Annotated in this window: 15 protein-coding genes; 11 read left to right on the top strand and 4 right to left on the bottom strand. The window is 36.3% G+C overall.

What is annotated here, in order from left to right:
* Window positions 1–121 precede the first annotated feature (121 nt).
* Entirely contained in the window at window positions 122–949 is an 828-nt protein-coding gene (locus G9F74_RS02280; protein WP_000547983.1) for an aldo/keto reductase, read from the top strand.
* Window positions 950–1014: 65 nt separating this feature from the next.
* Here G9F74_RS02280 and G9F74_RS02275 read toward each other — a convergent pair whose 3' ends face one another.
* Entirely contained in the window at window positions 1015–1929 is a 915-nt protein-coding gene (locus tag G9F74_RS02275) for an aldo/keto reductase (RefSeq protein ID WP_000747220.1), read from the bottom strand.
* Between the two features lie 53 nt (window positions 1930–1982).
* The gene (gene mciZ / locus G9F74_RS02270) at window positions 1983–2111 is read right to left on the bottom strand and encodes a Z-ring formation inhibitor MciZ (RefSeq protein ID WP_000870289.1); all 129 of its coding nucleotides are present in this window, start codon (window positions 2109–2111) and stop codon (window positions 1983–1985) included.
* A gap of 74 nt (window positions 2112–2185) precedes the next feature.
* On the opposite strand from mciZ, the gene G9F74_RS02265 reads away from it, so the two are divergent.
* Window positions 2186–2725 carry an NUDIX domain-containing protein gene (locus tag G9F74_RS02265; protein ID WP_000067046.1) on the top strand — a complete coding sequence of 180 codons (540 nt, stop codon included), beginning with the start codon at window positions 2186–2188 and terminating at the stop codon, window positions 2723–2725.
* 25 nt (window positions 2726–2750) lie between these two features.
* Here G9F74_RS02265 and G9F74_RS02260 read toward each other — a convergent pair whose 3' ends face one another.
* The gene (locus tag G9F74_RS02260; RefSeq protein ID WP_000803486.1) at window positions 2751–3302 is read right to left on the bottom strand and encodes a GNAT family N-acetyltransferase; all 552 of its coding nucleotides are present in this window, start codon (window positions 3300–3302) and stop codon (window positions 2751–2753) included.
* A 126-nt stretch (window positions 3303–3428) separates the two neighbouring features.
* On the opposite strand from G9F74_RS02260, the gene spoIIM reads away from it, so the two are divergent.
* The 9 genes from spoIIM (at window position 3429) to corA (ending at window position 11608) form a co-directional block, all read left to right on the top strand.
* Window positions 3429–4076 (top strand): stage II sporulation protein M, encoded by a 648-nt coding sequence (gene spoIIM, locus G9F74_RS02255; protein WP_000269108.1) that lies wholly within the window; start codon window positions 3429–3431, stop codon window positions 4074–4076.
* Between the two features lie 106 nt (window positions 4077–4182).
* The gene (fur, locus tag G9F74_RS02250) at window positions 4183–4638 is read left to right on the top strand and encodes a ferric iron uptake transcriptional regulator (RefSeq protein ID WP_000392657.1); all 456 of its coding nucleotides are present in this window, start codon (window positions 4183–4185) and stop codon (window positions 4636–4638) included.
* Between the two features lie 103 nt (window positions 4639–4741).
* The gene (locus G9F74_RS02245) at window positions 4742–4972 is read left to right on the top strand and encodes a YqzK family protein (RefSeq protein WP_001250432.1); all 231 of its coding nucleotides are present in this window, start codon (window positions 4742–4744) and stop codon (window positions 4970–4972) included.
* A 6-nt stretch (window positions 4973–4978) separates the two neighbouring features.
* Entirely contained in the window at window positions 4979–5869 is an 891-nt protein-coding gene (gene xerD, locus G9F74_RS02240) for a site-specific tyrosine recombinase XerD (protein ID WP_000390076.1), read from the top strand.
* A 143-nt stretch (window positions 5870–6012) separates the two neighbouring features.
* Window positions 6013–6741, top strand: a complete 729-nt coding sequence (locus G9F74_RS02235) for a FixH family protein (RefSeq protein WP_016109062.1) — start codon at window positions 6013–6015, stop codon at window positions 6739–6741.
* Window positions 6742–7105: 364 nt separating this feature from the next.
* Window positions 7106–8290 carry a phosphopentomutase gene (gene deoB, locus G9F74_RS02230; protein WP_001046072.1) on the top strand — a complete coding sequence of 395 codons (1185 nt, stop codon included), beginning with the start codon at window positions 7106–7108 and terminating at the stop codon, window positions 8288–8290.
* Window positions 8291–8302: 12 nt separating this feature from the next.
* On the top strand, window positions 8303–9124 hold the full coding sequence (locus G9F74_RS02225; protein WP_001078444.1) for a purine-nucleoside phosphorylase: 822 nt from the start codon (window positions 8303–8305) through the stop codon (window positions 9122–9124).
* Window positions 9125–9131: 7 nt separating this feature from the next.
* On the top strand, window positions 9132–10436 hold the full coding sequence (locus tag G9F74_RS02220) for a pyrimidine-nucleoside phosphorylase (RefSeq protein WP_001243091.1): 1305 nt from the start codon (window positions 9132–9134) through the stop codon (window positions 10434–10436).
* 209 nt (window positions 10437–10645) lie between these two features.
* On the top strand, window positions 10646–11608 hold the full coding sequence (corA, locus tag G9F74_RS02215) for a magnesium/cobalt transporter CorA (protein ID WP_002039517.1): 963 nt from the start codon (window positions 10646–10648) through the stop codon (window positions 11606–11608).
* Between the two features lie 35 nt (window positions 11609–11643).
* Here the strand turns inward: corA and G9F74_RS02210 are convergent, their stop codons facing one another.
* Window positions 11644–12933: an NCS2 family permease gene (locus G9F74_RS02210; protein WP_000676245.1), complete on the bottom strand. Its 1290-nt coding sequence runs from the start codon at window positions 12931–12933 to the stop codon at window positions 11644–11646.
* Between the last annotated feature and the right edge of the window lie 36 nt (window positions 12934–12969).

Genomic DNA, 12969 nt, shown 5'->3' with positions numbered 1-12969 from the left:
GTTCGTATTTTTAGTGTATAAAATTATTATGTCAACTATACGTATATTTTGACTTTTTGGATGAATCTTGTTGAAATAAAGTAGTGGTTTATAAAATGTAACAATGAAAGGGAGAACGACTGTGCATATTCCAACAACTACACTTCATAATGGCGTGAAAATGCCGATGATTGGTCTAGGCGTCTATAAAGCGAAAGAAGGCGACGAAGTAAAGCAAGCAGTAAAAACAGCGTTAGAAGTTGGATACCGTTCGATTGATACAGCAGCTGTATATGAAAATGAAAGCGGTGTCGGTGAGGCAGTTCGTGAATCAGGAATTCCGAGAGAAGACATATTTATTACAACAAAAGTTTGGAACGACGATCAAGGATACGAGGAGACACTCGAAGCATTTGAAAACAGCTTAAAGAAATTACAGATGGACTATGTAGATTTATATTTAATCCACTGGCCAATTAGAGGGAAGTATATTGAAACGTACCGAGCTTTAGAAAAATTGTATGAAGAAGGTAAAGTACGCGCGATTGGTGTTTCTAATTTTCATAAACATCATTTAGAACTGTTATTACCAAATTGTAAAGTGAAGCCTATGGTAAACCAAGTGGAACTTCACCCCATGTTAACACAATTTGAATTGCGTAATTTCTGTGAAGGCGAGCAAATTCAAATGGAAGCGTGGAGTCCGTTAATGAGGGGCGGCGAAGTATTCGAGCACCCAATTATTCAGGGGATTGCTAACAAATACGAAAAAACACCCGCACAAGTTATATTACGATGGGATATTCAAAGTGGGATAGTAACGATTCCTAAATCTGTGACACCATCTCGTATTCAGGAGAATTTTACTATCTTTGATTTCTCATTAACTGAAGAAGAGATGAATCAAATTAATACGTTAAATCGCAATTTACATGTAGGAACGAATCCGGACAAATATGATACGTTATAAAAAAGACTGCCTCCTAATGTTTAATGTTGGGGGCAGTCATCTGTTTTTATCAGTAAATCGATATTTTAACGGTGCAAGGCATATGAATCATGCTTAACGATTTTTTGAAGTTGTATATATTCTTCTTTTGTTACAGGTAACTGTTGGCAAGCGTGTACATTTATCTGTAATTGTTGAATAGAGCTTGCACCAGGTATAACAGCTGCAACAGTTTCGTTATGTAAGCAATAGTGAATAGCTGTTCCTGTTAAAGATTTTTCTCCGATAACTTCTTTTACACTCCCGAGTGTAGTGTTTAATTCATCGTAAGAATAAGAGAGATAGTCCTTTTCTTTTACTCTTTCTATCTTTCTTGCATTGTTGTCAGTTAAAATCCCTTTCGCAAGTGGTCCGCGGGCAATGACACTAATTTGGTGTTCATTAAGAAGTGGGAACCATTCTTCTGGACGACGATTTAAAAGGCTATATTCCATTAGTACACTAACGATATTTGAGCGTTTTGCATACTCACGGATGACATTTGGACGTATAGAAGAAATACCGTAATGGCGAATAATACCTTCTTTTTTCAATTCTTCAAAAGCTTCAATAGTTTCATCTATCGGATCTTCCAGCGTTCCGCCATGAAGTTGATAAAGGTCAATATAATCAGTTTGAAGTCTACGTAAACTTTCTTTTACTTCGGCTTTTATGTAGGCTTTAGAAGGGTCCCAAGCCCAGCCGTTTTTTTCTTCTGTCCATCGATTTCCAACCTTTGTTGTAAGAACAATTTGGTCTCGTTTTCCCTTCAATGCTTTTCCAACAAATTCTTCGTTTAATCCATAATCATATAAATCCGCTGTGTCAAAAAAATTGATTCCTAAATCGATTGCTTCATCGATAATGCGCATAGCTTCTGTTTCAGATGTGCCGAGAGACATACAGCCAAGTCCCATTTCTGTCACAAATAAATCTGAGTTTCCTAATTGACGTTTTTTCATAAGTCAACCTCCTTTCCTTTATTGTACGAAAGGGAAAAGAGGTTGACAAACGTTTACTTTTTATTCGCTGTAATCCACTCTTGTACGGTTGTATACTCTTTGCCATATTGTTTTAGTTTATGGCGAATTTGCCATGCTTTGCCGACTAACGTGATGCGATTTGGTAAAATATAAACTTTCATTTCTATCACGCTCCTTTCAATGTGGTAAAATGTATGAAGAAAGAATAGGAAATAGAACAGGGAGATGAAATAGTATGAGTAATCTTGCAGAGAGAACGGTAAAAACTGAGCCGATTTTTGATGGTAGAGTTATAAAAGTTCGTGTTGATGATGTAGTATTACCAAATGGAGAAATGAGTAAACGTGAAATCGTAAATCACCCTGGTGCAGTTGCTATTATTGCTATTACTGATGAGGGGAAAATTGTGCTTGTTGAGCAGTACCGTAAAGCGCTTGAGAAGGCGATTATTGAAATTCCTGCTGGGAAATTAGAACCTGGGGAAAAGCCAGAGGTGACAGCAGTTCGTGAATTAGAAGAAGAAACAGGATATGTATGTGAAAATATGGAGCTCATTACTTCTTTCTATACATCTCCAGGATTTGCAGATGAAATTTTATATGTATATAAAGCGACAGGTTTGACAAAAAAAGAAAATAAAGCAGCTTTAGATGAAGATGAGTTTGTGGAATTAATGGAAGTATCATTAGAAGAAGCGATTGATCTTATGAAAGACCTTCGTATCCATGATGCGAAGACGATGTTCGCTGTGCAATATTTACAATTACAAAAATAAAACACTCGCCAAAGGCGAGTGTTTTTTAATTGATTTTTGCATATACACGTGCATCACGTAAGCTACCATCTGGCGCAAGGAAATCATTTTCCATTGTACCTTCTAGAATAAATTCTAAACGTTCTGCTAAGTTACATGCATTGGCATTTGTTGCATCAGTACGAATTTCAATCCTTCTAGCACCTAGCTTATCAAAGGCAAATTGAATGGCACCTTTAACAGCTTCAGTCATATAGCCTTGTTTTGTATAAGCACTATGGAGCCAAAAATGAAGTGAAAACTTTGGAATATCCCAGTTTTCAGGCTTGAGCGTAATAGCTCCGATGAATGTACCGGATACTTTATCGTATAAGTGAAAATCAAGTGTTTCACGAAGTAAAAACTGCCCGTGAGCGTTACGAACGATTTCTTCAGCACTCTCTTCTGTTTCAGCGTCAATTGGCATCCATGGTACTAAGTCTTCTAGAGAAGCTTGGATTGCTTCATATACTTCTGCACCATCACCTGGAAACGGCTTGCGAACTTGTAAGCGTTCAGTTTGAAATAATGTTGGAAAATCTAATAATAATGGTTTCAAGAGAAATCCCTCCTATTCTCTACTTTTTAGTTTAGCAAAGTAGAGCGGAATTTCAATGTTAATTCGTCATACTTTTTTTCTTTCTTTCATACATTTTTAGTAAGAGTGTGAACGGAGGGAAGAAAAATGTGGCGAAAAACTTGGCAAAACCGCGTAATGTCTCACATACAGGAAAACTCTTCATTATATATATTTAATGCTGTTTTATTATTGATGGGAGTAATATTTGGAGCTATTCTTGTGAATAGTTTACAAATGAATCAAAAGCAAGATTTATCATTTTATTTACAACGTTTTTTTGGACAAGTTTCTAAAGGAGAATTTGCTATTGCAGGCGAAATGTTTCGAGAAAGTTACTTTTCGCAATTAAAATATATCGGCTTTATTTGGATTTTAGGGATTTCAATTATTGGGTTGCCCCTCATTTTTATTTTATTATTTGTAAAAGGAGTAGTTGTTGGATTTACAGTAGGTTTTTTAGTAAGCCAGCACGGATGGAATGGATTATTATTAGCATTTGTATCTGTATTGCCGCAAAATTTAATTATCATTCCAGTCTTTCTCGTTATGACAACAATTGCTGCAAGCTTTTCCTTACGTATGATTAGGCATCAGTTTATTAGGAAAATAACCGAGCCACTATTACCATTATTAATTCGTTATACATGCTTCTTTCTAGTGATCGGAGTGGTGTTAGCTCTTGCTTCTAGCGTTGAAGCATATGCATCACCAGTTTTAATGAAAGAAGTTGTTGAGGCTATTAACAAAAAATAAATATTTTTTGAGAATAATTATCAATTTGTTTTTATTGTTTTTCTTTTGACAGAAGCCCTTCTTCTGATATAATGGTGTAAGAGTGGCGAGGAGGGAGTAGTACCGAATGGAAGAAAGAATTGAACGAATTAAGAAGCAATTACATGCAGCGAGCTATAAATTAACACCGCAACGTGAAGCAACAGTTCGTGTGCTGCTAGAAAATGAAGAAGATCATTTAAGCGCAGAAGATGTTTACCTCCTTGTAAAAGAAAAGTCGCCAGAGATCGGATTAGCAACCGTCTATCGAACTTTAGAGTTATTATCTGAGTTAAAAGTTGTCGATAAGATTAACTTCGGAGACGGTGTTTCACGCTATGACTTACGCCAAGAAGGTGCGCAGCGTTTCCACCATCATTTGATTTGTACACAATGTGGTGCTGTACAAGAAATACAAGAAGATTTACTTGGTGAAGTGGAAAGGAAAGTAGAACGAGATTGGAGCTTTAAGGTGAAAGATCATCGTTTAACATTCCATGGGATTTGTAAAAACTGTCAAGAAAATGAAACGGATGAAAAATAACCTTTTCCTATTTATCTAGGAAGAGGTTTTTTATTTGAATAAGGTATAAATTGGTGAAAGCTTGGCATATGTTGTAATAACTTATATTTTGGAGGAATTTACAATGCGCCGAGCTTTAAAATTAACTTTTGATGGAATAAAAGTATTTTTATTATTTACAAGTTGTACGATTTTGTTTTATTTCGCTATACTATGGATAAATGAAGAATACGAAAGCTATCATCGTTATGAAAAGCCAAAAGAAGAGACTGTAGAAAAAGTATCAGGGAATGAAGAACCGGCAAAGGATGCTTTCGTAAATAGAATGATGTTTTTCTATGAAAATGGGGAGTAGTGTAGATTGGAAGATCAATTAAAAGATTTTATTCATTATATGATTGTCGAAAAGGGATTAGCGAAAAATACAGTAGTATCTTATGAACGTGATTTAAAAAGCTATGTAAAGTATTTGCAAAATGTAGAACAGATGAAAACCTTTCATGAAGTGACACGTTTGCATATTGTTAACTTTTTGCAGTATTTAAAAGAAAACGGAAAATCTTCGAAAACATTAGCACGTCATATTGCATCAATTCGTTCATTTCACCAATTTTTACTTCGTGAAAGAGCGGTAGAGCACGACCCATCAGTACATATCGAAACGCCGCAAGGAGAACGAAAGTTACCAAAAGTATTATCAATCGATGAAGTAGAGGCGTTACTGCAGACACCAAAAATGACAAGTGCTTTTGGGATTCGTGATAAGGCAATGCTAGAGTTATTGTATGCAACAGGACTTCGTGTTTCAGAATTAATTGCTTTAAATTTAGAAGATGTACATTTAACGATGGGATTTGTTCGCTGCATTGGGAAAGGGAATAAAGAAAGAATTATTCCATTAGGAAGTTTAGCGACAGAAGCGATTCAAAAGTACATTGAAAAAGGAAGAAGAGAATTGATGGGTAAAAAAGTAGTAGATGCACTATTTTTAAACCATCACGGTAATCGATTATCAAGGCAAGGTTTTTGGAAAATATTAAAACGATTAGCGAAAGAAGCGAATATTGAAAAAGAACTTACACCTCATACGTTACGTCATTCTTTTGCTACGCATTTATTAGAAAATGGGGCAGATTTACGTGCTGTACAAGAAATGCTTGGACATGCAGATATTTCAACGACGCAAATTTATACGCACGTTTCAAAAGCTAGATTAAAAGATGTATATAAACAGTTTCATCCGAGAGCATAGTTACTATGCTCTTTTTTCATAGATTAAGAAGAGTAAGCCGTTTCACAGAAACTTCACAAACATTTCGTATATTGTTTTCAGCAGAAGACTGGAATATTACAATGTATTTCCTCTATACTAAATAAAGTATAAAGGAGGAAATGATGATGAAAAAACTGATTATAACTTTATTTATCGCGATGCTAGCGTTGGCTGGCTGTAATACAAACAAAGAAGAACCGAAAAAAGAACAGAAACTTGAAGCTGTAAAAGTAGCAGTCCAAACAAATCCGAAAGAAATTAAACCAGGTGAAAAAACAGAAGTACAAGCACTTGTTACACAAGGAAAAGAAAAAGTAACAGATGCTGATGACGTAAAGTTTGAAATTTGGAAAACTGGTGACGAAAAACACGAGATGTTAAATGGTAAGCATAAAGGAAAAGGTGTTTATGCAGTAGAGAAAACATTCGAAACGGATGGCGTATATCATATTATCGCTCATACAAATGCACGTGAAATGCATGTAATGCCAGAAGTAAAAGTCGCTGTAGGAAACGCAAAAGTAGAAGATGCGAAAAAAGAAGAGGCACATGGTGATCATAAAAGTGACACAATGATTCATCTTATGGCTGGTGACATAAAAGCAAATGCTGAATCAACGATGAAAGTTCATTTAAAGCAAAAAGAAGAAGCGTTAACTGGTGCTGAAGTGCAACTTGAGATTTGGAAAGATGGCGTTGAAAAGCACGAATTTATTCCAGCAAAAGAAGGGAATAAAGGAGAGTATGAAAGTAAACATACTTTCAAAGAAAACGGTGCTTACAAAGTGAAAGTACATGTAAGAAAAGGCGAACTGCATGAACATAAAGAAGAAACAGTAGAAGTAAAATAAAAAGTAGCTCTTTAGAGCTACTTTTTATTTTTATATGAAGAAATAAATCATAAAATAATTAGCACTTCTTCGCCGAATGGATTACAATAGAAGTGTGAATAAAATAAGAAATTCTACGAAAATGTATTAAAAAGAAAGCGTAAACATGTTATGATATCAATATCAGATGTCTGACATCTGACTTAGAAAAAACTAGAAATGTTTTTGAGTCGTTTCAAGTAAAACGAAATAGGTTAGAGAATGATTTAAAGAAGTACTGTTTGACAATGAGAAGGAAAGAGAATTCTTATGAATAACAGTTTCACTTTATAGCGTTTTGAACATACTACAAGAAGTAGAACTGAACTTATAGGAGGTCGCAGTTATGAATAAATATAAACGTATATTCCTAGTCGTAATGGACTCTGTAGGAATCGGTGAAGCACCAGATGCTGAACAATTTGGTGATCTAGGTTCTGACACAATTGGTCACATTGCTGAACATATGAATGGATTACAAATGCCAAACATGGTGAAATTAGGTCTTGGTAACATTCGTGAAATGAAAGGTATTTCTAAAGTAGAGAAACCACTTGGATATTACACAAAGATGCAAGAAAAATCTACTGGTAAAGATACAATGACAGGACACTGGGAAATCATGGGCCTTTACATTGATACACCATTCCAAGTGTTCCCTGAAGGATTCCCGAAAGAATTACTTGATGAATTAGAAGAAAAAACAGGCCGTAAAATTATCGGTAATAAGCCAGCTTCTGGAACTGAGATTCTTGATGAACTTGGTCAAGAGCAAATGGAAACAGGCTCTTTAATTGTTTACACTTCTGCAGATAGCGTACTACAAATTGCAGCACACGAAGAAGTAGTACCACTTGATGAGTTATATGAAATTTGCAAAATTGCACGTGAATTAACACTAGATGAGAAGTACATGGTAGGTCGTGTTATCGCTCGTCCATTCGTTGGAGAACCAGGGAAATTCACACGTACACCAAATCGTCATGACTATGCATTAAAGCCATTTGGTCGCACAGTAATGAATGAATTAAAAGATAGCGATTATGATGTTATTGCTATCGGTAAAATCTCTGATATTTATGATGGTGAAGGGGTAACGGAATCACTTCGTACGAAGTCTAATATGGATGGAATGGATAAGCTTGTAGATACATTAAACATGGACTTTACAGGTCTTAGCTTCTTAAACTTAGTTGACTTTGATGCATTATTTGGTCACCGCCGTGATCCACAAGGATATGGAGAAGCACTGCAAGAATATGATGCACGTCTTCCAGAAGTATTCGAAAAACTAAAAGAAGATGATTTATTATTAATTACAGCAGACCATGGTAATGATCCAGTACATCCTGGTACTGATCATACACGTGAATATGTACCGTTATTAGCATATAGCCCAAGCATGAAAGAAGGCGGACAAGAATTACCACTTCGTCAAACATTTGCTGATATTGGTGCAACTGTAGCAGAAAACTTCGGTGTGAAAATGCCAGAATACGGAACAAGCTTCTTAAACGAGCTAAAGAAATAGGGGGATAAACAAATGAATCGTGAACTTATTACAAAATCAGCTTCATACTTAAAAGAGAAATTTCAAGAAACACCACAAGTAGGACTAATCCTTGGATCTGGACTAGGCGTATTAGCAGATGAAATCGAAAATGCGGTAACAGTGCCTTACAGCGAAATTCCTGAATTCCCAGTATCAACTGTAGAAGGACATGCAGGTCAATTAGTATTCGGTACACTTCAAGGTGTAACAGTAGTAGCAATGCAAGGACGTTTCCATTTCTACGAAGGATATGACATGCAAAAAGTAACATTCCCAGTTCGTGTTATGAAAGAGTTAGGTGTAGAAACTGTTGTTGTAACGAACGCGGCTGGTGGTGTAAATACATCGTTCGAGCCAGGTGACCTTATGTTAATTTCAGATCACATTAACTTCATGGGTACGAATCCATTAATCGGACCAAATGATTCTGAAATGGGTGTACGTTTCCCTGATATGTCTACATCATATACGACAGAACTTCGCGAAATGGCGAAACAAGTTGCAGCAGACTTAAACATTAAAGTACAAGAAGGTGTATACGTTGGAATGACAGGTCCTGTATATGAAACACCTGCTGAAATTCGTATGCTTCGTACACTTGGTGGAGATGCAGTTGGTATGTCAACAGTACCTGAAGTAATTGTAGCTCGTCATGCTGGTATGAAAGTACTAGGTATTTCTTGTATTTCAAACATGGCAGCTGGTATTTTAGATCAGCCACTTCACCATGATGAAGTAATTGAAACGACAGAACGTGTCAAAGCAAACTTCTTAGCATTAGTAAAAGCTATCGTAAAACAAATGAAGGGGTGACCTCACAATGAGAATGGTGGACCTAATTGCAAAAAAACGTGATGGACAAGCATTAACGACAGAAGAAATTAACTTTATTGTTGAAGGATATACAAATGGTGATATTCCTGATTATCAAGTAAGTTCACTTGCAATGGCAATTTTCTTCCAAGATATGAATGATCAAGAACGTGCAGATTTAACGATGGCAATGGTAAATAGCGGTGATACAATTGACTTATCAGCCATTGAAGGGGTAAAAGTAGATAAGCATTCAACAGGTGGAGTTGGTGATACAACGACACTTGTATTAGGTCCATTAGTAGCTGCTTTAGGTGTACCAGTTGCGAAAATGTCTGGGCGTGGTTTAGGACATACTGGTGGCACAATTGATAAATTAGAAGCAGTTCCAGGATTCCATGTGGAAATTGAAAATGATGAATTCATGCGTCTTGTAAATGAAAATAAAATTGCTGTTATCGGTCAAAGTGGAAACTTAACACCTGCTGATAAAAAATTGTATGCACTTCGTGATGTAACAGCAACAGTAAACTCAATTCCGCTTATTGCAAGCTCGATTATGAGTAAAAAAATTGCTGCTGGTGCAGATGCAATTGTTCTTGATGTGAAAACTGGAGCAGGTGCATTTATGAAAACAGATGAAGATGCAAAACGTTTAGCAGAAGCAATGGTACGTATCGGTAATAACGTTGGCCGTAATACGATGGCTGTTATTTCTGATATGAGTCAACCACTTGGTGAGGCTATTGGTAACGCATTAGAAGTACAAGAAGCAATTGATACATTACAAGGTAAGGGACCGAAAGATTTAGAAGAGTTATGTTTAACACTTGGAAGTCAAATGGTATACCTTGCTGGGCAAGCTTCATCTTTAGAAGATGCGCGTGAAAAGTTAATTGAAGTGATGAACAACGGTAAAGCGTTAGAATCTTTTAAAACGTTTTTATCAGCACAAGGCGGAGATGCATCTGTTGTTGATGATCCTTCTAAATTGCCACAAGCACAATTTAAAATTGAAGTAGAAGCGAAAGAAGACGGTTATGTATCGGAAATCGTTGCAGATGAAATCGGAACAGCAGCAATGCTTTTAGGAGCAGGACGTGCAACGAAAGAATCTGAAATTGATTTAGCAGTTGGCTTAATGCTTCGTAAAAAAGTAGGGGATAGCGTGAAAAAAGGTGACTCCCTTGTTACGATTTACGCAAACCGTGAAAATGTTGAAGATGTAAAAGCGAAAATTTATGAGAACATGAAAATCTCTAAAGAACACGTAGATGCACCAACTTTAGTACACGGAATTGTAACGAAGTAATAAAGTGAAACTTTAATCAGCGTGGGCTTTATCCCCACTAATTATTACCCTTCACTAACCGGGCGTTTATGAGCAGTTGATCCCAGACCTAACTTCTTTGCTTTCGCTGAATGTTGAGGTAGGGGTCTTACTGTACGTTAATATGGGATAAAAAAAGGCTGAGGAGATTTCTCCTTGGCTTTTTTTACTATTTTTTGTTTATAATAATAATGGGTGAAATTATGATTAGAATATGTGCAGTAACAAAAACAGATGAAGTATTATATGACGTTTCGCTAGAAGAAACAACGAAAGACCATATTGTATGGTATTGGCTAGATTTATATAAGCCAACGAAAGAAGAGTATACATATATTTTGCAAGACCATTTTAAGTTCCATCCCCTTGCAATTGAAGACTGTATAGAATATGTACAGAGGCCAAAGGTTGATTTTTATGATGGATATAATTTTTTAGTTCTCCATGGATTTGGTGAGGATGGATTAGAACCGCATGAAATCGATTTATTTATTAGTGATCGTTATATTGTTTCTTTCCATTTTTCTCATAACAATGCAATCGAAAGAGTATGGAAAACACTTGGCGAAAAAAAACGTATTAAGAAAGGTCCTTTGCATGTGGCACATACAATTATTGACCAAATTGTAGATGACTATTTCGCACCTGTTTATTACATTGAAGACCATTTAAATGCGATTGATGATAATTTAACGGGTGAGACAGCAGGAAGCGTGCTAGAAGAGGTATTTGATATACGTGCGGATTTATCTAAGCTAAGGCGGACAATTATTCCGATGCGTGATTTATTGTATCGTATTTTAAATTCAACTCGTTTTTACGGCATAAGTGATCATGAGATTTACTTTAAAGATATACATGACCATTTGCTTAAATTAACTGAAATGATTGAAGCGAGCCGAGAGTTGACGGCAGATATTCGGGATAGCTACTTTTCATTAAACTCACATCATATGAATAACATTATGAAAACACTAACTGTTTTCTCTACTATTTTCATGCCACTAACATTTATTGCAGGAGTATATGGAATGAACTTTTCACATATGCCAGAGCTTGGTGGGAAGTATAGTTATTTTATTTGTTTATTGTTAATGGCGTTAATTGGTGGCGGAATGATGGCCTGGTTTTATAAAAAAGGATGGTTTAAGTAAAAAACACCGAGGTATTCACCTCGGTGTTTTTTTATTTAACCAATAGCATGTAATACAAACATGGCTAAGAATAAGCATGTAACGATATACATAGATGGTGCGACTTCTTTACGCTTTCCAAGTGCAACTTTTAAGATAGGGTAAGCAATAAATCCGAACGCAATGCCATCAGCGATACTATATGTGAGCGGGATCATAACGATAATTAAAAACGCTGGAAATCCTTCTGAAAAGTCGTTCAGAGGAATTTGTTGAATGCTTGTAATCATCAGACCGCCAATAATAATTAAGATTGGTGCAATGGCACTATCAGGAATTAATTTGACAAACGGAAGAGCGAACAGTGATGCAAAGAATAACATCCCAGTAACGATAGACGTCAGACCTGTTTTTCCGCCTGCAGTAATACCTGCGGCACTCTCTACTGTTGAAACGGTAGGACTTGTGCCAAATAGACCACATGTCATTGCTGAAATCGCATTGGCTTGGTAAGCACGTGGGAATTTGCGGTCATCTTCTAATAAACCGTGCAGAAGTCCCATGTTCTCAAAAATAAGCACCATGCTTAAGGAGAATGTTGCAATCCAAAACGGTAAGGAAGAAAGTTTCCCAAATGACATAGCTCCAAACACATCGCCGTAATTAGCGAATGAGAATGAACTATTTCCCATTTGACTCGTATCAACAAGACCAAATAGCCATGCAATACCAGTTCCTATTGCAATCGTCCATAAAAAGTTTCCACGTACGTTACGAATAAATAATACAAGTGCAACGATAAGAGTAAGCAATGTCGCAAGAACGACAGGATTACTTAATTTCCCCATTGCAACAGCAGTATTTGGATTCGAAACGACTAAACCACCTTTTTGCAATCCGATAAATGCTAAAAACAATCCGATACCGACAGTAATAGCTTCCTTTAATGACTTTGGAATCGATACTGAAAGCACGCGAGCAATTGGTGTAAACGCAGCAATTGCAAAAATAATACCAGAGATAAAGACAGCTGCTAATGCTTCTTGCCAAGTTAAACCGAGCGTATGCACAGCTGTGTACGTGAAGAATGCATTTACACCCATACCTGGGACAAGAATAGCAGGTGCATTTGCCCAAAATGCCATGAGCAGACATCCGACAAATGAACTGAAAACAGTTGCTAAAATTCCAGCCTCAAGTGGAATGCCGGCATCTGATAAGATTGACGCATTTACAATCATTATATATACGATTGTGAAAAATGACGTAACTCCAGCTAAAACTTCTTGTTTTGGTGATGTTTCGTGTAAGCCTAATTTAAATGTTCTTTCAAGTATTCCTTTCATGTTAAACCTTCTTTTTCATATCCCTCTCCCACCCGT

This window comes from Bacillus sp. EKM202B, from assembly GCF_011066025.1.
In the GTDB taxonomy this organism is placed as follows: Bacteria; Bacillota; Bacilli; order Bacillales; family Bacillaceae_G; genus Bacillus_A; species Bacillus_A toyonensis.
The sequence above is the reverse complement of the archived record's forward strand: the minus strand, read 5'-3'. Positions and strand labels throughout refer to the sequence as shown.